The following is a 20,107-nucleotide window of genomic DNA, read 5'->3' on the forward strand; positions in this document are numbered from 1 at the left end:
CGGATCCAACGAACCCTGCACGCGCCGTAAATCATGCCGTCCGGACATACCCGTCCGGAGACCCCGCACCCCGCCCCCAGGCCGACGAAACAGCAACCCAAACCCCCCGTGTGCGCCCCCGCCGCTCCGATGCCCCCGCCACTGCGCGACTGCGAACGGCCGGTTCCGTTCCTAGTCTCGACCCCGCACTCAGGTATTCCCTGGACGGGGGCCGGGCACCAGCCCCGGACCGCACAGCCGCGCCGACCTCGGGGAGGGGCACGTGCTCAGTACTGAACATCACGCGGACGTCGTCATCATTGGCGCCGGAATCGCCGGCCTGTCGGCAGCTCATCAGCTGACCCGCGCCGGTGTAACAGTCACCGTCCTGGAGACCGCCCCTTACATCGGCGGCAGGATGGCCACCGAGGACCTCGACGGCTTCCGGCTCGACCGCATCGGTCAGATGCTCAACACCTCGTACCCGGAACTGCTCCGCACCCCCGCCCTGGCGGACGCCTCCCTACGGATGTTCTCGCCGGGCGTGCTCGTCCACAGCGAGGGACGCCACCACCGCGCGGGCGTCACCGTCGCCGCAGGGAGCGCGCGGGGCGCACTCACCGCCGCGCGCGCCCTCGCAAGCGCCCCGCGCGCCAGGACCCCCCGGACACGCACCCCCCGCGCCAGGGCCGTACGGCCGGGCTACCGCCCCCCGTTGGGCAACGCGCTTGACCAGGCCCGTCTCCACGCGGCCTTCGGCCGTCTCGCGACCACGCCGGTGAACCGTCTGCTGGTCCGCCCCGAACGCCCCGCCCTCGCCGCGCTGTCCGCGCGCGGACTGCCCGCGCGGACGGTCGACGGCTTCGTACGCCCCCTGCTGTCAGCGCTGCTCTGCGACCCGGACCTCACCACGTCCAGCCGCTGCGCCGACCTGGCCCTGCGCAGCTTCGCCCGCGGCCGGCTGTGCGTCCCCGAGGGCGGAGCCACCGCCCTGCCCGAGCTGCTGGCGGCCACGCTGCCGCCCGGCACGGTGCGGACGGGCGTGTGTGTGACGGACGCGTCGATCAGCTCAGTCGGTACGAAGGAGCACGGCGAGATCACCTGCCGCTCCCTGCTCGTGGCGACAGGCGCCCGCGCCGCCGCCGAGTTGCTGCCGGGCCTGCGGGTGCCGGACTTCCACCCCGTGACGGTCCTTCACCACACCGCCCCCACGCCCCCGTTGACCGAACCCGCGCTGCTCCTGGACGGAGACCGTCGCGGCGGCCCCGTCGCCCACACGACGGTCATGAGCGCGGTGGACCCGTCGCGCGCCCCGGCCGGCCGGACGCTGATCTCCTCGACGGTGCTCGGGCTCCGTACGCCGCCGCCCGAGGCGGAACTCGACGGCGCGGTCCGCGCGCATCTCGCCACGCTGTACGGCACGTCGACCACCGACTGGGAGCTGCTGGCCGTCCAGCACGACCCGGAGGCCGTCCCCGCGATGCCGGCGCCGCACGATCTGCGCCGCCAGGTGCGGCTGTTGTCGGGGCTGTACGTGTGCGGGGACCACCGCGACACCAGCACCGTCCAGGGCGCCCTCTCGTCGGGCCGCAGGGCCGCGTACGCGATCCTGGACGACCTGGGCGTACGACCCGGCGACGGGACCGTCCACCTGCCGACCGCGGCGTAGGGCAAGGGGCCGCGCCGCCCCGCTCAGCCGAACGCCGCGATCCTGTCCCGGTACTTGCGTACGGCCGCTGCCTCCCGGTACGGCTCCAGCCGCCGTTCGAAGTCCCGTACGTAGTCCACCGCACGTGCCGAACGGATCTCCGTGGCCTGCTGCGCCGCCTCCGCCCCCAGCGCGCACGCCTGGTCCAGTTCGCCGAGCCCCAGGTGGGCGGAGGCGAGCACCACGCGGCAGAAGAGGCGGCTGCGCGCGAACGCGGGTGACCGCAACTGGAGGGAACGCTCGGCGTGTTGGACGGCGGCGCGGTACTGCTGGAGATCCCGGTAACTGTGCCCGAACTCGTCGGCGAGCTGCCCTTCGTCGAAGGTGCGTGCCCAGTGCGGCACGTCGTCGCCGGGCCGGGCCGACTCCAGGGCGCGCTCGGCCCGCGCGAGAGAGGTGGTGCAGGCCCGCGCCTCGCCGAGTACGCCGTGCCCGCGCGCCTCGACGGAGTGCAGCAGCGCCTGCACGACGGGCGGCGCGGACGAGCCGACGCCCTGCTGGGCGACGCGGGCGAGCTGGACCGCCTCCCGGCCGTGGCCGAGGTAGACGGCCTGGCGGCTCATGGTGATCAGGACGAAGGAGCCGTACGCCCGGTCGCCCGCCGCCTGGGAGAGCCGCAGCGCCTGGACGAAGTAGCGCTGGGCGAGCCCGTGCGCGGCGATGTCGTACGAGGTCCAGCCGGCCAGCCTGGTCAGGTCGGCCGCGGCGGCGAACAGCCGCCGCCCGGTGGCCTCGCCGTACACGCCGCGCAGCATCGGCTCGCACTCGTGCTCCAGGTACCGGACGAGTGCCTGCCGGGCGTGGCCGCCGCCGTACGCCTGGTCGAGGGTGCGGAACAGCTCGCTGACGGAGCGGAGGGCCGCGATGTCGCCGCCGCCGACCCGCTGACCGGCGACGCGGTCCGTCTGCCGGGGCGCGGGGACACCGGCGGGCGCGGCCTGCCGGTGCACGGTCCCGCCGCCCTGGGCGGGCACACGGGCGCCCCTGTCCTCCCCCGCCCGGCCCACGCGACCGGCACCTCCGCCTCCGTAGGAGGGCGTCTTCCCGTACGACGTACCCGCCCCCGCGCCCCCGGCCGGGGCCAGTTGGGGACCGGCCCCCACCGACCTCCCCGGCGTACCCGGCGACGCCGACCCGTCGTGCCCCACCCGCTCGTCCGCGCGGCCGATCAGCCAGTCGCGGCTCGGCACCACCAGCCCCGCCGGAGTGAACGCGATCTTGCGCAGCTCCGCGTGGCTCCCCGAGTCCTTGCGCCAGAGTCCGCCGACGATGTCGACGGCCTCCTCGGGGGTCGACGCGAATTCCAGCCCCGCGTACACGGGCGCGCAGGCGTCCAGCCCGAGGTCCTGCGCGGAGAGCCGGCGGCCGAGCCGGCGCGTGAAGACCTCGGCGATCAGCGCGGGGGTGGTGCCGCGCGGCTGCTGACCGCGCAGCCATCGCGTGACGGACGTTTTGTCGTACCGCAGGTCGAGGCCGTGTTCGAGCCCGAGCTGGTCGACCCGGCGGGCGAGACCTGCGTTGGAGAAACCGGCTTCTGCGATGAGCGCGGCGAGCTGGCGGTTGGGGATGCGCTGCGGAGGTCGTTCCGACATCAGCTGTACGGTCTCCTGCCTTCCGGGCCCCGGAAGCCCTGATGGAACGGCGCGAATTTAGCGGTCCGAGCTGCCCGCACCGTCACGTTCGTCCCACATTCATCCGATCGTGTGAGGATTGCGGACTTAGCTGACGTACCGCGTCCACCGCTCCCGTACCGCCTCACGGGCCCTACGGGCCTGCCGGACCGCTCCGGACGACGCGGTCGTACAGTGGCTGAGGCGCGATATGTGCACCGTGCCCGGATGTCGCGGGGCCCCCGCGGAACTCGGGCACAGACGAGAGAGGCAATGCCCGTGAGTGAGCTGCGGTTCGTCCATCTGGGCTTCGGCGGCGACGCCGTCGAGTACCAGGAGGCGTGGCAGAAGCAGCGCGAGGTCCACGCGGCCCGCTTCGCGGATGAGATCCCCGACACCTGCCTGCTGCTCGAACATCCGCCCGTCTACACCGCGGGGCGGCGTACGGAGGACAGCGAGCGCCCTCTGGACGGGACCCCTGTCGTGGACGTCGACCGCGGCGGCAAGATCACCTGGCACGGTCCGGGCCAGCTCGTCGGCTATCCGATCCTGAAGCTGCCGCGTCCCGTGGATGTGGTGGCGCACGTACGCCGTCTTGAGGAGGCGCTGATCCGCACGGCGACGGACTTCGGCGTGCGGACCACGCGGGTGGAGGGCCGCAGCGGCGTATGGGTGCTCGGCGATCCGGTGGAGGAGCGCCCGGCCGTGGGCGGTCTGTCGCTGGACTTCGACCCCCGCGTGGACGACGGGGAGTTCGACCCCCGCCTGAACGGCCCCGAGTACGCGCCGTCCAACGCGGGCCAGCGCCGCGAGGACCGCAAGCTCGCCCAGATCGGCATCCGCGTCGCGAAGGGCGTGACGATGCACGGCTTCTCGATGAACGTGAACCCGGACAACACCTGGTTCGACAAGATCGTGCCGTGCGGGATCCGGGACGCGGGCGTGACGTCGCTGTCGTACGAACTGGGCCACGACCTCACGGTCGCCGAGGTGCTTCCGGTCGTGGAGCACCATCTGCGGAACGTGCTGGAGCAGGCGGAGCCGAAACCTCGCGAGGTGGAGGCCGAGGCCGTCGTGCCGATACGCGGCTGACCCCGGGCGCGGGGCGCACGGGGGGAATGCCCCCAACCGACCACGCAGTACCAAGCAATCAACGGGCGTACTCTGGTGTTCACCGAAGATTCGAATGCCGCGCCAGCAGAGAGAGGTGCCGGACGTGTCCGCTGTCGCACCCGACGGACGCAAGATGCTGCGCCTGGAGGTCCGGAACAGCCAGACCCCCATCGAGCGCAAGCCCGAGTGGATCAAGACCCGGGCGAAGATGGGGCCCGAGTACACCAAGATGCAGAAGCTCGTGAAGAGCGAGGGCCTGCACACCGTGTGCCAGGAGGCCGGTTGTCCCAACATCTACGAGTGCTGGGAGGACCGCGAGGCGACTTTCCTCATCGGCGGCGACCAGTGCACGCGACGCTGTGACTTCTGCCAGATCGACACGGGCAAACCGGCGGCGCTGGACCGCGACGAGCCCCGCCGGGTCGGCGAGTCCGTCGTCACGATGGACCTGAACTACGCCACGATCACCGGCGTCGCCCGCGACGACCTGGAGGACGGCGGCGCCTGGTTGTACGCGGAGACCGTGCGCCAGATCCACGCGCAGACCGCGGAGCGCGAAGCCGGCCGTACGAAGGTCGAACTCCTCATCCCGGACTTCAACGCCGAGCCCGAGCAACTGGCCGAGGTCTTCTCCTCGCGCCCCGAGGTGCTCGCGCACAACGTCGAGACGGTGCCGCGGATCTTCAAGCGGATCCGTCCCGGCTTCCGTTACGAGCGTTCCCTCGACGTCATCACGCGGGCCCGCGAGGCCGGCCTGGTCACCAAGTCCAATCTGATCCTCGGCATGGGCGAGACCCGCGAAGAGGTCAGCGACGCGCTGCGCGATCTGCACGACGCGGGCTGCGAGCTGATCACGATCACGCAGTATCTGCGGCCCTCCGCGCGCCACCACCCCGTCGAACGCTGGGTGAAGCCGCACGAGTTCGTGGAGCTGAAGGACGAGGCCGAGGCGATGGGCTACTCCGGTGTGATGTCGGGGCCGCTGGTCCGGTCCTCGTATCGCGCGGGGCGGCTGTTCCAGCAGGCGATGGAGCGCCGGAGCGCGGAGTCCGTCCGCCAGGCGGTGTGAATCCGCCGGCTTGCGCCCGAGCGTCGCGCGGGCCCGCTGTGTGAATCCGAGCACAAGCGACTACTTGGCAGTAACGGCCGCACCGCCGCGGCCCGTACGCTCCCCGCAGGTGGCGGGCGGTGTACGGGCCGCGGCGCTGTTCGGAGGTACGGCCGCGGGCATTCACGGCCGTTTGACCGCTTGGTCACGCACTGGTAACACCGGTGGGTAACCCTCATTCGTACGCACCGCGCACCACCCGCTCCAGCCCCGCCACCCGCACTCGTTCCTAGGGGGAACAGCCACCATGCAGGCCGCGCCGGTACGACCCGTCACCGAGGTGATGGCGGCAGCCACCCGCCCCATCGCCCTCCCCTCCGTCTCCGCCGCCCTGCGCGCCATGGAGTCGCTCCTCCTCGCCGGCGGCCAGCGCACGGCCCGCAGGAACGCCTGGACGGCCGTCCTGGAGGACCGCCGCAGGGCCAAGGACCGGGTCGAGGCGCAGCACGTACTGGAGGCCGTGTCGGGCCGCACTTCCTGAGCCACGTAAACTTCGGTTCATGGCGAGGAAGGAAAACGCAGACACTGCTGCGGAAACTGGGCGACTGAAGCAGATCGCTCTTACCTACAAGATGACCCGACGGGTCGACAAGAGGGTCGGTCTCGTCGTCGCGGGCGTGGGACTCGTTACCTTCGGCGTCCTCCTCGCGATCGGTTTTCTGGTCGGTCACCCCATTTACCTGGGCATTCTGGGCTTCATTCTGGCCTTCCTCGCGATGGCGATCGTCTTCGGACGCCGCGCCGAGCGTGCTGCCTTCGGACAGATGGAGGGCCAGCCGGGAGCGGCGGCGGCCGTGCTGGAGAACGTGGGCCGCGGCTGGTCCACGACCCCGGCGGTCGCGATGAACCGCAGCCAGGACGTGATCCACCGCGCGGTCGGCAAGGCCGGCATCGTCCTGGTGGCCGAGGGCAACCCGAACCGGCTCAAGAGCCTGCTGGCGGCCGAGAAGAAGAAGATGGCGCGCATCGTCGTCGATGTGCCGGTGCACGACATCATCGTCGGCGACGGCGAGGGTCAGGTGCCGCTGAAGAAGGTCCGTACGACGATGCTCAAGCTGCCTCGGGTGCTCTCCGGCCCGCAGGTGACGGCGGCCAACGACCGGTTGCGGGCGATGGGCGACCTGATGAGCAACATGCCGCTGCCGAAGGGGCCGATGCCGAAGGGCATGCGGATGCCGCGGGGCGGAAAGATGCGCTGACCGCCGGACACACGTGAAGGGCGGCGGGGAACGCGAGTCCCCCGCCGCCCTCTCCTACGTTCTGGCCAGATGTTCCTGCTAGGTCCTGTCCGGGCGATCTTGTCGGATAGCCCGGGGCGTCTGGTGCGGTGCGTCGCAAGGCGCCGAAGTGCCCGCAGGGTGGTTTCCTGTGGGCATTTCGGCAACGCGGCGAGGTGCCGTGCCAGGCGTTCCGGGCCCGGCAGAGATCGCCCGGACAGGGCCTAGATCCTGACCTGTACGGCACGGGCGAGCCGGTCGTGCAGCCCGCGCCCGTCGCGGTCCCAGATGAGGGCGGGCACGGCGAGGCACAGCAGCACGCTGCGGAGCAGGGCCCACCCGAAGCCGAGCCGGTGGCGGCTCTCGGAGATGACCCGCAGGCCGAAGACGCGCTTGCCGAGGGTGGAGCCGACCGTCCCGACGGTGAGGATGTGCAGGACGAGGAGAACGCCGAGCGCGTAGTTGGCGGCGCCCTGCGCGTCGCGGACGAAGAGGCCGTACGCGATCAGCATGCACAGCGCCCAGTCGAGGAAGAGCGCGCCGAGACGCCGCCCGAAGGGGGCGACGGAACCGGGACCCTCCTTCGGCAGCCCGAGGCGCTCGCCCCGGTATCCGAAGTCCGCGCCCATCTCCTCGGCCACCGCGCGCGGTCCGGAGAGCCACGATCCCACTGCTTGCCTGTTGTCCACCCGACCACGGTACTGCGCGGGCGCATGTACACCAGGGTCCGGGGGTACGGATCGGGCCGGACCCCCGCCCCCGCACCGCCCAACCGCCCACCCCCGCCGGGCCGTTTCAAGCCGCGGTGGCCGGACTGTGGAACGGCGCACACCCAGGCCGGTTAACTTCGGCGAAACAAATGGGTCATGCTTGAGAAATCCCGCATACCTATGGTCGGGTCCTGCGTGTGCCACCGCACTGGCCGCACGACCAGTAGCGATAAACCCCCGCCCCATCCTCTGGGGACGGGAGGAGGAGGAGCTGGATGTTCCAGAACGCCGACGACGCCAAGAAGTTCATCGCGGACGAGGACGTGAAGTTCGTCGATGTCCGCTTCTGCGACCTGCCTGGCGTGATGCAGCACTTCACGATCCCGGCGAAGGCGTTCGACCCGGATGACGAGCTGGCCTTCGACGGCTCGTCGATCCGCGGCTTCCAGGCGATCCACGAGTCGGACATGGCGCTGCGCGCGGACCTGTCGACCGCTCGGGTGGACCCGTTCCGTCGCGACAAGACGCTGAACATCAACTTCTTCATCCACGACCCGATCACGGGTGAGCAGTACAGCCGCGACCCGCGCAACATCGCCAAGAAGGCCGAGGCCTACCTCGCCTCGACCGGCATCGCGGACACCGCGTACTTCGGCCCCGAGGCCGAGTTCTACGTCTTCGACAGCGTGCGCTTCAACACGACGTCGAACGAGAGCTTCTACCACGTCGACTCCGAGGCCGGCGCCTGGAACACGGGCTCCACCGAGGACAACCGCGGCTACAAGGTCCGTTACAAGGGCGGCTACTTCCCGGCCCCGCCGGTCGACCACTTCGCCGACCTGCGCGCCGAGATCTCCCTGGAGCTGGACAACGTCGGCATCGCCGTCGAGCGCCAGCACCACGAGGTCGGCACCGCGGGCCAGGCCGAGATCAACTACAAGTTCAACACGCTGCTCGCCGCGGCCGACGACCTGATGCTCTTCAAGTACGTCGTGAAGAACGTCGCCTGGCGCAACAACAAGACCGCGACCTTCATGCCCAAGCCGATCTTCGGCGACAACGGTTCCGGCATGCACGTCCACCAGTCCCTGTGGGCCGGTGGCGACCCGCTGTTCTACGACGAGCAGGGTTACGCGGGCCTCTCGGACACCGCCCGCTACTACATCGGCGGCATCCTCAGGCACGCGCCGTCGCTGCTGGCGTTCACGAACCCGACGGTGAACTCGTACCACCGCCTGGTCCCCGGCTTCGAGGCCCCCGTCAACCTGGTCTACTCGCAGCGCAACCGCTCGGCCGCGATGCGCATCCCGATCACGGGCTCCAACCCGAAGGCCAAGCGCGTCGAATTCCGCGCCCCGGACCCGTCGTCCAACCCGTACCTGGCCTTCTCGGCCCTGCTCCTCGCGGGCCTCGACGGCATCAAGAACAAGATCGAGCCGGCGGAGCCGATCGACAAGGACCTCTACGAGCTGGCCCCGGAGGAGCACGCGGACGTGGCCCAGGTCCCGACGTCCCTCCCGGCGGTACTCGACGCCCTGGAGGCGGACAACGAGTACCTGCAGGCGGGCGGGGTGTTCACGTCGGACCTGATCGAGACGTGGATCGACTACAAGCGCACGAACGAAATCGCCCCGATCCAACTGCGCCCGCACCCGCACGAGTTCGAGCTGTACTTCGACATCTAAAGGGCGAGGTCCGGCCACTTGGGCGGAAGGCTCACCAACAAGCACTGACCTGCGAGAACACTTCTCACCAGTTCTCACGGCGACCGCTTGTCTTCCACCCCCTCGTGCACCGAGTGTGCACCGCCGGACCGTTCCCTGACGTGACGTCAGAAACACTGCGAGGGCCGCTACCCCATAACCGGGGCAGCGGCCCTCGTCGGCTTGTCCGGGCTCTGCGTGCGGCGGCAGGTGGCTGAGGACCACTCCTTCAGCCCCAACTGCAACCACGTACATGAAAGGGTCCACCGCGAATGTTGTGATCCTTCATGCGCGCCACCACGTAGTCGTAGTCGTAGCGGCCATTGACCTTCTGAGCGAACAGCGGCAAGAGTTTGTAGTAGCGACGTTCGCTGATTCCGATCCGTGTCCACGGGGACCGGTCCGGCGCCTCGCTCTTCCGGTACTGCATGATGGCGATGCTCGCCTTACGACGCACGTACCGACGAGTCGCCCCGCGCCCCGCGCCGGATCGAATCCGGGGTGCATCAATTGTTCGAGCAGTGTTGCAGCCGCAGAGGCTTTGTCTGGGGCACGAGTCTCACGCTGCATTCGATCGACCTGCCGGGGGGACGCCATCGCGACGGCGTTCGCCAGCGCCGGCTCGTCGCCCGTAGCCGAGGCACGAAATTCTCTATTTGACGACATAGATGTTGTCTGCTGGCGGCGTGCTGCTCATGGCGTGGCCTGGTTGGGGCAGAGCTGGAGTGCCAGTTCGACGGCGTTGGCCTGGCTGCCGGGGTCGCTGGTGACTCGCTGGTGCGGGATCTTGTCTTCGGCGAGGAGCGCGTGGGTGTGGTGGTCGACCAGCGCACGGTAGCGGGCGTCGTAGTCGTGCTTGCTCTCGACCGGTAGGGCCTCGTCGAGGACCGTGGCCAGGAGCAAGTTGTACTTCTGCGCCTGCGTGGAAGCCAGGAGCCGTAGCCGTTCGCACTCCAGCAGGTCATGGGTCTTCTGTCGCCATTGCTGGGCGGCGTGGAAGTAGGCGAGGGCGTCCCAGGCTGCGCGATCGGCGAGGACGACCTGGATCGGTTCGGGGGCGGGGCGGGCGGCTGCGGCGATTTCGTCGGCGATGCCTTGGGTGATGACCCATTCAGTGGAGGCGGCGGTGTGGTGCTGCATTTTCGGGAGGCCGGTGAGTGCGGCTCGTTTTCCGAGTCGGCCGGTGCGGGCTACGGGGATTCCGTGGGCGCGTAGTTCCATCTCGATGCGTTTGAGGAGGGTGGTCTTGCCGGTGGAGTGGGTGCCCATGACGCCGATGCGGATGGGCTGAGGGGTGGTCACCACAGGGTGGGGTCCTTGTCTGGTTCGGGGGCCCCGGGCAGGCCGGGCGGCACGGCCGCCGCGACGAGCTGGTCCCAGGTGTCGTACCGGTTGGCCATGAGGATCAGGAGCTGGGCGGTGGCGTAGGCGTCGAAGGTGGCGCGGTGGCGGTGTGCGGGGGCCGCGGTCAGGTCCGGCCGGAGGTGTTCGATCAGGGCGTCGAGGGTGTACTTGGGCAGGTTGGGGTGAGTGGCCTTGGCGAGGCGGAGGGTGTCGATGACTCCGGCCGGCTGCCACGTCGGGAGGTGTGCGGAGAGCACTCGGTGGTCGACGTGGGCGTTGTGGGCGCAGATCCATGAGGTGCCCAGGAGGGTGTGGACCTGGTCGGCGATCTCCTCCCAGACCGGCTCGGTTTCCAGCCGGTCGTTGGTCAGGCCGTGGACGCGGGCGGCGAACGGGGTCACGGGGTGCCGGGGTTTGGTCAGCCATGCCCCGGTTGTGCTGGTGTCCGGCCGTCCTTCGCGTACGGGGAGTGCGGCGACTTCGACGAGGTCGGGTGGGTTGGCGCCGTTGCCTTCGACGTCAACCACGAGGAGCGGGGGCCAGGAGGAGAAGTTCATGCGGGGGTGGGTCCGTTCTCCGCCGTCCAGCCGATGGGGGCCCGGCCGTGTCGGCGGCGGTGGTGAGGTTTGGTGCGGTCGTGGCACTGGTAGCCGAAGCCGTGCTGGAGGTAGTAGCGCGGCGGCTCGTCCAGTCCCTCCACGACGATGGCACGGTCGTTGACCTCCACCACGCCCGTCGCGCCGAGTGCTTGGGCTTCGCGCGTGACGACCGCCGGATCGGGCTTGACCCAGGCCGCCTGGCACCGCGCGATCTGGGTTTCGGGGCAGATGTCGCACAGTTCCCGGATGCCGAAGTGGCCGTTGTAGTCGGCCTCTCCGTGCGCGTAGGCGACCCCGCAGCTCGTCTTGCGGAACAACGCCCCCCACGTGCCGTCCTGTTGGAAGGCGTCGAGGATCCGCTGCTCGGCCCCCTCGGGCATGATCTTCCGCCGCGCCGTCTCGTCGTAGGGCATCGGCAGTCCGTGCGCCTGGTAATAGGAGGCGATCTGGTCGCGGAAGAACAGGCCGGTGAAGACGGTCGCGTGCGCGTGCCGGGACAGTTCACGTGCTCGTTCGATGTCGGCGGCGGAGTCGTTGAGGCCGGGCACGATCGGACGCCAGTACAGGACGGTGCGGTATCGCTCGGCGTGCTCGTACAGGGTGCGCAGGCTGCGCGCGGCGATAGCCGAGTCGACAGGCTCGATCGCCGGGTTGGTGATGTTGGAGTGCGTGACCAGCACGGTCAAACGCAGGTGGGTGAAGCTGTTGAGGACGGCGCAGTCCTCGGGCGTCACCCGCCACCGCGTGATGATCAGTACGTGATTGGTCAGGCCCTGCTCGTCCAGGGCCCGCAGCACGTTGAACACGTGCGGCTTGACGATGGGGAGCATGGGGTCCGTGGCCCGGTTCAGGAGCTGGACGGGCGTCTTGTGCGCCCGGAAGTACGGGTGCCCGACGAGACGGGTGACGGCCTCCTCGTCGCTCATGAGGCGCCGGGGGGCCTTCATCTCGAAGTTGTCGAAGAGGTGCCGGACGCAGTACCCGCACTCCAGCGGGCAGCCGACGATCCAGTTCAGCGACAGCCCCGACTTGCGGTACTCGATCACGTCGGCGAGTTCCGGCTTGAGTGCGCCGATCTTTTCGGCGGCAAGGATGGGCAGGGCACGGCGTAACGGGGAATTGAGAAGGGTCATGTGGATCTCCAGTCGGGGGTGTGGCGGAGCGGATGCTCGGCTGCCGCACGCTGGTGCGGTGGGTGCTGGGGTGGTGGGGTGAGTAACTTGCGGCGGCGGGCGCCGTACCAGGTGCCGAAGTCCCGGCGCGCGGCGTCGGGGTCGTCCGAGGTGTGCACGAGGTTGTTCACCAGCCGACGGCCGGCGAGAGCCTTCTCCAGGCTGTCGCGGCCGAGGTCCCCGCGGATGGTGCCCTTGGCGGCCTGCGTGGGGTCGAAGTGACCGAGCAGGTCCCGCACTCTGCCGTGGATACCGGCGTCGCCGTGGGCGAGGGCGACGGTCACCGGCTTGTCCGCGTACAGGGCGTCGAGCGCGGCGGGAATGTCGCGGCCGGTGAACCAGTCGGCGTCCACCAGCAGGTCCCAGTAGTGCACGTGGGCCTGCCACGCCCTCGCCGTCAGGTCGAGCTGGCCGAGCACGGTGACGCCGCAGACAGCGATCCGCTCAAGGACCCGGTCGGTAAGGCCCGTTGCCACGCAGTCCGGCTTGCAGAGAATCACCGTCCACCGGTCCCAGTCGACGCCGTCGACCACACCGCCGCTCCAGGACGGCTTACCGACCGCCGTCATGACGGTGCTCCGACATCGGGCATGCGCGTGGGCCAGCGGTGGGCCACCAGCCAGCGAAGCCCTGGGTCGAGGGCGCCCAGCACGTTCTCGTTGACCGGGTCCGCTGGGCAATGGCGGATCTGCCGGTGGACCTCGAACAGCAGCAGCACCTGCTGCCAGTACGGGTCGAAGCCGAGCGACGTGGTCTCCTGCGGCCGTAACCGGCCCCGGCCGGTGCGCAGTCTCTCCTCGTGCATGAGCAGCTCGGAGACGGTCGAGAAGGACGTGCTAGCCGGCATTCTCGGGAACGGGAACCGCGGTTTCGACGTGGTCAGTTCGGCCTCGGCCAGGACTCGCCTGATGCGCGGGACGTCGCGCTCGCCGACGTGAGCGGAACCGATGTGATGGGTGTAGGTGCCCAGTTGAAGACCGAGCTGTACGGCGGCGAACTCCTGGATCATCGTGAAGGAGAACGTGTCGGACAGCAGCCCCCGGTCACAGTCATTGGCCCGCATGTAGCAGACCATGTGGACCCGGCCTTCGCGGACGAGGAGATGCAGCGCGGCCACGCAGGACATGTCGGGGTTATCAGCAACGGCCAGCTCGTCGGCGGTGAAGATCGGCAGCAGGCCCCGCTTGCTGTCCCGCTCCATACGAAGCAGCTCCAGGACCTGGTCGAACGGCGATGTGCCGCCGACCGTGGCCGGGTTGAACATGCGCGAGCCGTACGCGGAGCCGCCCATCGTCCGCCCGTCACGCGAAAACCGCCGCACATGCGGCGCGTAGTACGCCAGCATCTCCACATCGTCGCGACCGCCGAGGTACCAGAGCGCCTCGGCGAAGTGCCAGACAGGGTTGACCTTCCGCTCGGCCAGATACGGAAGACGCGCACGCGGATCGGCGATCTGGAAACTGAGCCCGATTCGCTCACGCGCGGAATTCCCACGCGGCGCGTTCCGGTACTCGAACCGATCCACCAGATGACCGAGCACGTCCAGATACGCGCGCTCAAAGTCCGGATAGACAGGTGGAGTTAACACTGGTTCCTCCTTCAGGTACTCGGCCGGGAATCGCACCGGTGGTCCGCTGGGACAGGCCGTGGAGCAGCCCGGCACACTGTGCCGGGATGGTCATGTTCCCGATCGGAGAGCGGCCAGGAGACCCCGCGCGGCCTGTGCGTCGATGGGGCTGACTGCCAGGGTGGCGTCGCTGTCGCAGCGGACGCAGTCGTGGTGGAAGTACAGATCGAGGAAGCCGCCGCCGGTCACTGCTGTGAAGGCCGCGCCGAGACGGCGCATGACCTGCCGCACCTCGGGCCATTCCTCCAGGTTCCGTTCGACCGTTTGTACCGGCGCGCCCAGGAGACAGGCGAGCCGGTCGGCGGTGGCGACGGTGACCTCGCCCAGCTCCACCGTGCCCCCGACTACAGACAGACCGGGGATCGAGTCCGTGCTGACGGAATGCGGCGCGGAGAGTGTCGGTGGTCTCCTGGACGGGGTCGTGCTGTCTGCGTCAGCGATCGTGGTGCGCATGGTGGAGTCTCCGGGAAGTACGTGAGCGGGCGTCGAATGCCCTGGGCGGCGTGTCGAGTCAACCGGCTCAGAAGGAAAGGCAGTTGCGGTGCTGTTCAGGTCGAGGCGGGGCGCGTTGGCGCCCGCCGTATCCCGGTGGGTCCTCGGTCGTGGCTGTCTTGCCAGCGGCTCCGCCCTCCGCGTGGTTTCCATCAGAGTCGGGACGCGAGGCTTGGAAGCTGAGTGGACCGGCGCGCGGCCCGGGACCAGCAGAGGCGGTCGTCATGCGACCTCCTTCACGATGTTGGTTTCTGCCAGCCGTTCCAGCAGGTCGTTGACGAGCCCGGCCGTCCGCCGCAGGTGCCCGAGGGCCTGGCGGGAGTCGTCTGGCAGGGCCTCGGAGCGCAGCGTGTGCGCACGCTGAAGGAGACGGCACACCCGAGAGTCCCCGACCCCGACCCCGGCGGCGTTGGCGATAGCCACGAGCCGCAGGAGATCGCCACGCAAGCGTTCGGCGATCTCTCCGAACTCGCTCTCACGGGGGTCCTGTTCGTCCAGGACATCACCGCTGTCGTCCGCGATCGCTTCCAGCGGTTTCACCTGACGAAGCAGGCTGGCGATGCGGGCGAGACCCTCGGAATCGAGGGGTGGAGACCACCGCTCAACCGGGGGTGCTGTGGGCCGGACGGTCTCTGCAAGGACCAACGAGGAGGAGTGCATCAGCTGCTCCTGGCGGTGAACGTGCACCAGGTGCAGGTGCCTTTGCGGCCCCAGTCACGGGCGAAGAAAGAGACAAGCTGCATGCCGCGTCCACCTTCGTCATCCGGACATGTCTCCCGCACCTCCGGGCGGCCGGATGAGTGGTCGTCAACCTCGATCAGCACTTCACCGGCGGTGTCACAAGTGACCTGGAAAGAGACCGAGTTGGCGTTGCCGTGGACGATGGCGTTGGTGACGATCTCGCTGACCAGCAGCTGCACCGTCCCGACCACATCTCGATCTCTGACGCCGGCCCTCTCCAGCACGGCGGCCGTCACCCGACGCGCAGCCTCCACCCGCCTCGGATCGGCATCGAACGACATCTCAGCGTGCGCACTTCTCATCGGCCGTCTCCAAGTCGCCGTCTCGCCACCCGCCGGGATCGTGTCGAGGCGGGCCGGTAAACGCCGGGAGAGGAGAGCGGGAGTGCGGTGTGCCAGAGGCGTGGGATGCATAGGAATTCCTCTGAGGTCGTGTAACACCCGACCCGACTGGCACAGGACTTCGCGTTCTTCTGACGCCGCTGTCGCCTGTCGCAGCGGTCGCTCAGTTCCGCTGCTGGCCTTGCGGGGCAACGTGTTGTGCCGTTGGTCTTTGCTGCCTCAGCCCGGCACCTTGCAGACGCCGGCGCTGATCCAGAAAGTCATGGTCTTCATCCGGGTCCGCCAGGCGCTGAAAGTGGCGGCACAGTGCCTCGACGGAGCGGGCGAGGAGTGTGGCGTGCCGTACGGGGCCGAGCGAGCTGGGGTCGGCCGCCAGACGACGTCGTGCTTCGCCGATTCCTGCTTGAGCGCATGCCTCGTCTCGTGGCCCGGCTACGGCGCACCGCCGTTCCAACTCCGGGATCAGCAGGTTCAGGTGCCCACGAAGTTGGAGAGTGAGCAAGATCAGTGCTTCGCCGACGGGAGGCTCGGCGACGTCGTCGAGGAGGGCGGCTGCCGCGGCGGTCATCGTGGAGATGTCGAGCGGGAACGTACTCTGCATCGCCAGATAGGTGGTCTCGTCCATGGCGTACTCCCCGGCTCGTCGGTGATGAGGTGTCACCAGCGTGCGGCGCGAGGAAGGGGCTAACTGTCACTCTTCAGTGACACCCGCCGGGGCGGGGGTGACACCTATCAGAGACCGATCCATCCGGCCATACTGTCCAACGTGTCCGGAGTCGTGCGCCGCTTGTGCACCAGGCCCTTGATGGTCTCGCGCGCGCCCGGGTGATAGCGGGTCTGCTGCGGGGCCATCTTTCGCGCCGTCACCAGGTCTTCCAGCGCGGACTCGGTACGCCCGATCTCCATTTCCGCGCGAGCCTTGTCGACGTGGAAGTGAGCCCGGCGGGACAGCGGCCACGAATTCGGCATCGTCACCGCCGCCGCGTCTGTGACCGCTTTGCCGTAGCGACGCAGCTCCACATCCGCCGACACCTCGTGCAGTTGCACATTTGTCGGGCCGAAGCTGAGCCAGTGGACGTGTCCCGCCTCGCCCGTGTGGCCGGCCAGCCGCCGGGCTTCCGCCAAGTGCGTCTTGACTGTCGCCTTGTCCTGGGCCCGTGCTGCGATCACGGTGGCTCCGAGATGAAGCTGCCCGGCGACGGCAAGAGACTCGACGGTCTCGTCGGCGTCGCCGATGAGACCGTGGCCGGCGGCGATAAGCCGGAGTCCGATGGTGTGTTCGCCCTCGCGGAAGTAGACCAAAGCCCTCATGTACTGGCGCACGGCGGCGAGGAGGGGATCGGAGGCGCGCTGCGCTGCCCAGTCCATTCGGGCGAGGGCGATGCTCGACAGGTCGAAGTAGCCGAGCTTGACCGTGATGTCGTGGGCGGTGCGGTAGGTGGACGCGAGGGATCGCCACAGTTCCGTGGTGGGGTTCCGTTGCGCGACGGTCGTGAGTTCCGCGATGACTGCGGGCAGTGCGGTGGCCGCTTTGTTGAGCTGGGTGGCGCGGACCTGGCGGCAGAGGTCGTCCGCCGTAGTGATCAACTCCGGAACGCTTCGGGGGCGGAGGTCGGGGTCGGCGCCGAGGTCGTAGAGGTCGAGCGATTCGCGGATGGGGCGGATGAGTTCCGCGAGCCGGTCCTGCTGGAGTTCCGTCACGTAGGGCTGTCCTGTCAGGGCGGTGACGTCGATACGAAGTGCCCTGGCGACAGCCGAGACAAGGTCTGGGCTAGCGTTCTTGTGTCCCGCTTCGACCTGATGGAGCAGGCTGTATGAGTAGGGGATGAGCCCGGCGAGGCCGCGTTGTGTCAGCCCGGCGAGTTTCCTCTGGTCGGCGATGCGGGTGCCTGTGTGCTCGTCCTTGCGCATACGGGTCTCCGTTCCTGACTCGTCATCTGGAACGGTACTCGCGCCAGCCCCTGAGCCGACCGGTTCCCGGCTTTCGCATGTGGTCGACTGGACCGCATGACGAGGACCTTGTACCTGTTCGGCAGCGCAGCGCCCCCGGTGTTCGACATCGCACACGTGGTGAGTAACGCGCAGGAGCGCGGTTGGGATGTGTGTCTCGGGTTGACACCGACGGCCGCCCGTTGGCTCGGTGATCAGCTGCCCGCACTGGAGGAGCGGACAGGCGGCCCGGTCCGGTCCGAGTACAAGCTGCCGGGGCAGCCGGACGTCTGGCCGAAAGCGGATGCGATCCTCGTCGCGCCGGCCACGTTCAACACGATCAACTCGTGGACGCTGGGGATCACGTCAAGTTTCGTCGTCGGGGTAGTCGCCGAGGGTATCGGGAAGGGCATTCCGCTGTTGACGATGCCGTGCGTCAACGCGGCGTATGCGCAGCATCCCGCGTTCCACCGGTCGTTGGAGACGCTCCGCAGCGCCGGAGTGCGGGTGTTGTACGGCCCCGGAGGGTTCGAGCCGAACCAGCCCGGCGAGAAGAAGCCGTACCCATGGGCTGCGGCGCTGGACGCGGTGAAAGCAGTCACGGGCTGACGCGTCCGTCACCGTCGGCCAACTCCTCGATCCCGCGCGACAGGACCCCCGGCAGCACGCGGAACGGGCGGCCGATGAGATCCGTACGGCACTCTCTTCGCGTGGTTCGGAAGCAGACCGCGGCACGCCGGGCGTGACGAGAGAACCCTTCCTCCAGCCCGAAGGCTGGCAGGGGCGTAGTTCCCGCCGTGGATGCCGTACTAGCCAAGGCAGCGGCCTGATCGGCTACTCGGGTTCGGTGCTAGACGCTACCCAGCGGAGAGCACTTCGCCGGGCGGGGCCTGCCCACCGTCCAACGTGCCGAGGCGCAGCTTGCCTCCGCGCAGGAAAACTTGTGGCAGAAGAAGGTCGACCGTCACCCCGCCCTGGATGACCGGCGTGACCTCTACCGCGAGGAAGTCACCACCGCGATCGAGCAGTACCAGGCCGACAGCCGCAAGTACCGGCGGATCCATAACAGCCTGCAGACCCTCTTCATGATCGGCTCAGCCTCCATGACCACGATCGCAGCCCTGGACACGGGCAAAGAGCTGACTTGGCGGCAGAGCGTAATCAGCCTCGCCATCCACTGGGGCAACTCCTCGCCCGGGGTGCGGCGGTGGGGCATGAGGAGTCTGGTGCCCGGATAGCTGCCGTCGGCCATCGTCAGCGTTTTGCCCACGGCGGCCCTCGCACCGGATTCCGCCCACGCCTTGCAGTCGTTACGGTTGCCCGGCAACGGCCGACCAACCGCAACGACCAGCCGGGTATCGGCGTCGATGACGACCTGATGGTTGGTGGAGTAGCGGTAGTTCTTGGACTGCTCGCTGATGCTGTGGTCACGGGTGGGGACCAGGGTGCCGTCCACGATCAGCACGGTGCCGTTCGCGAACCGGCGCCGGGGCTGGAGCGCGAGAAACGGCCCGCGCTGGTCGATGATCCGGTCGGCTGCCGACTTCGAGACCCGAACAGTAGGGCGAGCTGGCGCATCGTCAAGTTCGTCCGCCAGTAAGCGGTGACCAGCAACACGCGGTCTGGGAGAGGCAGGCCCCACAGCCGGCCCCGCCGTGCGGCGTCCGCGCCCTCACGGCGCAGCGCGGTCACCAGCTTCCCGAAGCAGCGTGGGCTCAGCCCGGTGAACGGGGCTATCCAGGACGGCTCCGACGCCGTGATCACACCAGTCACGCGAAGATCATCTCCTTGTGACCGGCAGCTACGGGACAGGCAAAGGGTGCGGGGCGCTTACCTCGCCGTTGCGGTTCGAATCCCCAAGCTGACCAGCACAGCTCCCGCCAGACGACTCATCCCACGGCGGAACCGGGGCGTGTCGATTGCCGAGCGCGCGGCGGCCACCACTGACGTCCAGAACAGCAGCCAGACAAGGACGACGACCGTATGCGCGACCGCAAGCGCCGCGATCTGCGGCGCGATGGGACGGCTGGACGTGAGGAACTGCGGAACGAGGGTGAGATAGACCGACGCCGCCTTCGGGTTGAGGACGTTGGACCACAGACCTTGCCCGAAGCCCCCAAGCTGAGTCCACGGCAGGCGCCATCGCACCCGTCTCGTTGCATCGATGCCTCGACGTGCTGAGCGCCACGTGGTCACGCCCAACCAGATGAGATAGATCCCGCCCAGGATCTTCACCACCGTCAACGCGTGCGCCGACGACATGACAAGGGCCGACAAGCCAACTGCGGCGAACGCTGCATGCACCAGGAGCCCACACGCTGAGCCGAACGTGACGAGCACGCCATCGGACCGCGAGCCAGCGATCACCCGCTGTGTGACAAGGGTGAAGCTGGTGCCAGGAATCAACGTGAGAGGTGTGACTGCGGCCACGAAGCCGAGTACCTGATGCCACTGCACACAACGAGGATAGGCAGCGGTAGCACCTCCAACCACCCCTTCCCCAGCGGCTCTTCCAGCCTGGGCGGAGACCGCGGCGTCTACTTCGACTTGAAGATCATTACGGGACAAGCCTTAGGAGAACCACAGGTCAGAGCTCGGTTCCACTCACCTGGGCTGCCTGTTGGCCGTCGGCCGTGCTCCTCACTCGCTGAGGAGCACGGCCGACGGCCTTTTACGTGCTGCGGTCACCCTTGTGCCGCGCCCGCTTGGCGCCG

20 protein-coding genes and 2 pseudogenes are annotated in these 20,107 nt (G+C 68.8%); 7 read left to right on the forward strand and 15 right to left on the reverse strand.

Annotation, left to right across the window (positions count from 1 at the left end):
* Positions 1-184: 184 nt before the first annotated feature.
* Positions 185-1,648, forward strand: a pseudogene (locus ACIBLA_RS27840) (NAD(P)/FAD-dependent oxidoreductase); the annotation flags it as partial.
* A gap of 23 nt (positions 1,649-1,671) precedes the next feature.
* On the opposite strand, the gene ACIBLA_RS27845 reads toward ACIBLA_RS27840, so the two are convergent.
* The gene (locus ACIBLA_RS27845; protein ID WP_363243553.1) at positions 1,672-3,279 is read right to left on the reverse strand and encodes a regulator; all 1,608 of its coding nucleotides are present in this window, start codon (positions 3,277-3,279) and stop codon (positions 1,672-1,674) included.
* A 297-nt stretch (positions 3,280-3,576) separates the two neighbouring features.
* Here ACIBLA_RS27845 and lipB point away from each other — a divergent pair, with 297 nt between their 5' ends.
* The 4 genes from lipB (at position 3,577) to ACIBLA_RS27865 (ending at position 6,717) form a co-directional block, all read left to right on the forward strand.
* On the forward strand, positions 3,577-4,389 hold the full coding sequence (gene lipB / locus ACIBLA_RS27850) for a lipoyl(octanoyl) transferase LipB (protein ID WP_363243552.1): 813 nt from the start codon (positions 3,577-3,579) through the stop codon (positions 4,387-4,389).
* A gap of 124 nt (positions 4,390-4,513) precedes the next feature.
* Positions 4,514-5,479 carry a lipoyl synthase gene (gene lipA, locus ACIBLA_RS27855; protein ID WP_363243551.1) on the forward strand — a complete coding sequence of 322 codons (966 nt, stop codon included), beginning with the start codon at positions 4,514-4,516 and terminating at the stop codon, positions 5,477-5,479.
* 319 nt (positions 5,480-5,798) lie between these two features.
* On the forward strand, positions 5,799-5,999 hold the full coding sequence (locus ACIBLA_RS27860; protein ID WP_399200267.1) for a hypothetical protein: 201 nt from the start codon (positions 5,799-5,801) through the stop codon (positions 5,997-5,999).
* A gap of 19 nt (positions 6,000-6,018) precedes the next feature.
* The gene (locus ACIBLA_RS27865; RefSeq protein WP_363243549.1) at positions 6,019-6,717 is read left to right on the forward strand and encodes a DUF4191 domain-containing protein; all 699 of its coding nucleotides are present in this window, start codon (positions 6,019-6,021) and stop codon (positions 6,715-6,717) included.
* Between the two features lie 242 nt (positions 6,718-6,959).
* On the opposite strand, the gene ACIBLA_RS27870 is transcribed toward ACIBLA_RS27865, so the two are convergent.
* On the reverse strand, positions 6,960-7,424 hold the full coding sequence (locus ACIBLA_RS27870; RefSeq protein ID WP_363243548.1) for an RDD family protein: 465 nt from the start codon (positions 7,422-7,424) through the stop codon (positions 6,960-6,962).
* 296 nt (positions 7,425-7,720) lie between these two features.
* Here ACIBLA_RS27870 and glnA point away from each other — a divergent pair, with 296 nt between their 5' ends.
* The gene (gene glnA / locus ACIBLA_RS27875) at positions 7,721-9,130 is read left to right on the forward strand and encodes a type I glutamate--ammonia ligase (protein WP_363243546.1); all 1,410 of its coding nucleotides are present in this window, start codon (positions 7,721-7,723) and stop codon (positions 9,128-9,130) included.
* Between the two features lie 247 nt (positions 9,131-9,377).
* Here the strand turns inward: glnA and ACIBLA_RS27880 are convergent, their stop codons facing one another.
* From ACIBLA_RS27880 to ACIBLA_RS27930, 11 genes are all read right to left on the reverse strand, one after another.
* The gene (locus ACIBLA_RS27880) at positions 9,378-9,578 is read right to left on the reverse strand and encodes a hypothetical protein (protein WP_399200214.1); all 201 of its coding nucleotides are present in this window, start codon (positions 9,576-9,578) and stop codon (positions 9,378-9,380) included.
* Positions 9,579-9,841: 263 nt separating this feature from the next.
* Complete coding sequence (locus ACIBLA_RS27885) at positions 9,842-10,450, reverse strand: AAA family ATPase (protein WP_399200215.1); 609 nt, start codon at positions 10,448-10,450, stop codon at positions 9,842-9,844.
* Positions 10,447-11,049, reverse strand: a complete 603-nt coding sequence (locus ACIBLA_RS27890; protein WP_399200216.1) for an exonuclease domain-containing protein — start codon at positions 11,047-11,049, stop codon at positions 10,447-10,449. Before ACIBLA_RS27890 ends, ACIBLA_RS27885 begins: the two co-directional genes overlap by 4 nt.
* A complete protein-coding gene (locus ACIBLA_RS27895; protein ID WP_399200217.1) occupies positions 11,046-12,224 on the reverse strand; it encodes a radical SAM protein in 1,179 nt (392 codons plus the stop codon). Before ACIBLA_RS27895 ends, ACIBLA_RS27890 begins: the two co-directional genes overlap by 4 nt.
* Positions 12,221-12,832 (reverse strand): nucleoside-diphosphate kinase, encoded by a 612-nt coding sequence (locus ACIBLA_RS27900; protein WP_399200218.1) that lies wholly within the window; start codon positions 12,830-12,832, stop codon positions 12,221-12,223. Before ACIBLA_RS27900 ends, ACIBLA_RS27895 begins: the two co-directional genes overlap by 4 nt.
* Positions 12,829-13,851 (reverse strand): thymidylate synthase, encoded by a 1,023-nt coding sequence (locus ACIBLA_RS27905; protein WP_399200219.1) that lies wholly within the window; start codon positions 13,849-13,851, stop codon positions 12,829-12,831. The genes ACIBLA_RS27900 and ACIBLA_RS27905 overlap by 4 nt, the downstream gene beginning before the upstream one ends.
* A 90-nt stretch (positions 13,852-13,941) precedes the next feature.
* A complete protein-coding gene (locus ACIBLA_RS27910; RefSeq protein ID WP_399200220.1) occupies positions 13,942-14,343 on the reverse strand; it encodes a hypothetical protein in 402 nt (133 codons plus the stop codon).
* Between the two features lie 261 nt (positions 14,344-14,604).
* A complete protein-coding gene (locus ACIBLA_RS27915) occupies positions 14,605-14,922 on the reverse strand; it encodes a DUF6415 family natural product biosynthesis protein (protein WP_399200221.1) in 318 nt (105 codons plus the stop codon).
* 119 nt (positions 14,923-15,041) lie between these two features.
* The gene (locus tag ACIBLA_RS27920; RefSeq protein WP_399200222.1) at positions 15,042-15,404 is read right to left on the reverse strand and encodes an ATP-binding protein; all 363 of its coding nucleotides are present in this window, start codon (positions 15,402-15,404) and stop codon (positions 15,042-15,044) included.
* A gap of 223 nt (positions 15,405-15,627) precedes the next feature.
* Positions 15,628-16,089: a DUF6415 family natural product biosynthesis protein gene (locus ACIBLA_RS27925; RefSeq protein WP_399200223.1), complete on the reverse strand. Its 462-nt coding sequence runs from the start codon at positions 16,087-16,089 to the stop codon at positions 15,628-15,630.
* Between the two features lie 107 nt (positions 16,090-16,196).
* Positions 16,197-17,375, reverse strand: a complete 1,179-nt coding sequence (locus ACIBLA_RS27930) for a helix-turn-helix domain-containing protein (protein ID WP_399200224.1) — start codon at positions 17,373-17,375, stop codon at positions 16,197-16,199.
* 96 nt (positions 17,376-17,471) lie between these two features.
* Here ACIBLA_RS27930 and ACIBLA_RS27935 point away from each other — a divergent pair, with 96 nt between their 5' ends.
* Entirely contained in the window at positions 17,472-18,002 is a 531-nt protein-coding gene (locus tag ACIBLA_RS27935) for a flavoprotein (protein ID WP_399200225.1), read from the forward strand.
* A 385-nt stretch (positions 18,003-18,387) separates the two neighbouring features.
* Here the strand turns inward: ACIBLA_RS27935 and ACIBLA_RS27940 are convergent.
* Together ACIBLA_RS27940 and ACIBLA_RS27945 are read right to left on the reverse strand one after the other, a co-directional pair.
* Positions 18,388-19,166: pseudogene (locus ACIBLA_RS27940) on the reverse strand (transposase family protein).
* A 57-nt stretch (positions 19,167-19,223) separates the two neighbouring features.
* Positions 19,224-19,850: a LysE family translocator gene (locus ACIBLA_RS27945; protein ID WP_399200226.1), complete on the reverse strand. Its 627-nt coding sequence runs from the start codon at positions 19,848-19,850 to the stop codon at positions 19,224-19,226.
* Positions 19,851-20,107: the final 257 nt, after the last annotated feature.

It is taken from the genome of Streptomyces sp. NPDC050433, assembly GCF_044458565.1.
Taxonomy (GTDB): domain Bacteria; phylum Actinomycetota; class Actinomycetes; order Streptomycetales; family Streptomycetaceae; genus Streptomyces.

Excerpts from the sequence above, each read along its gene's own strand:
- ACIBLA_RS27925 (WP_399200223.1), bottom strand. The coding sequence starts at position 16,089 with ATGGACGAGACCACCTATCTGGCGATGCAGAGTACGTTCCCGCTCGAC.
- glnA (WP_363243546.1), top strand. The coding sequence starts at position 7,721 with ATGTTCCAGAACGCCGACGACGCCAAGAAGTTCATCGCGGACGAGGAC.
- ACIBLA_RS27935 (WP_399200225.1), top strand. The coding sequence starts at position 17,472 with ATGACGAGGACCTTGTACCTGTTCGGCAGCGCAGCGCCCCCGGTGTTC.
- ACIBLA_RS27890 (WP_399200216.1), bottom strand. The coding sequence starts at position 11,049 with ATGAACTTCTCCTCCTGGCCCCCGCTCCTCGTGGTTGACGTCGAAGGC.
- ACIBLA_RS27900 (WP_399200218.1), bottom strand. The coding sequence starts at position 12,832 with ATGACGGCGGTCGGTAAGCCGTCCTGGAGCGGCGGTGTGGTCGACGGC.
- ACIBLA_RS27865 (WP_363243549.1), top strand. The coding sequence starts at position 6,019 with ATGGCGAGGAAGGAAAACGCAGACACTGCTGCGGAAACTGGGCGACTG.
- ACIBLA_RS27910 (WP_399200220.1), bottom strand. The coding sequence starts at position 14,343 with ATGCGCACCACGATCGCTGACGCAGACAGCACGACCCCGTCCAGGAGA.
- ACIBLA_RS27930 (WP_399200224.1), bottom strand. The coding sequence starts at position 17,375 with ATGCGCAAGGACGAGCACACAGGCACCCGCATCGCCGACCAGAGGAAA.
- ACIBLA_RS27920 (WP_399200222.1), bottom strand. The coding sequence starts at position 15,404 with ATGTCGTTCGATGCCGATCCGAGGCGGGTGGAGGCTGCGCGTCGGGTG.
- ACIBLA_RS27880 (WP_399200214.1), bottom strand. The coding sequence starts at position 9,578 with ATGCAGTACCGGAAGAGCGAGGCGCCGGACCGGTCCCCGTGGACACGG.
- ACIBLA_RS27845 (WP_363243553.1), bottom strand. The coding sequence starts at position 3,279 with ATGTCGGAACGACCTCCGCAGCGCATCCCCAACCGCCAGCTCGCCGCG.
- ACIBLA_RS27895 (WP_399200217.1), bottom strand. The coding sequence starts at position 12,224 with ATGACCCTTCTCAATTCCCCGTTACGCCGTGCCCTGCCCATCCTTGCC.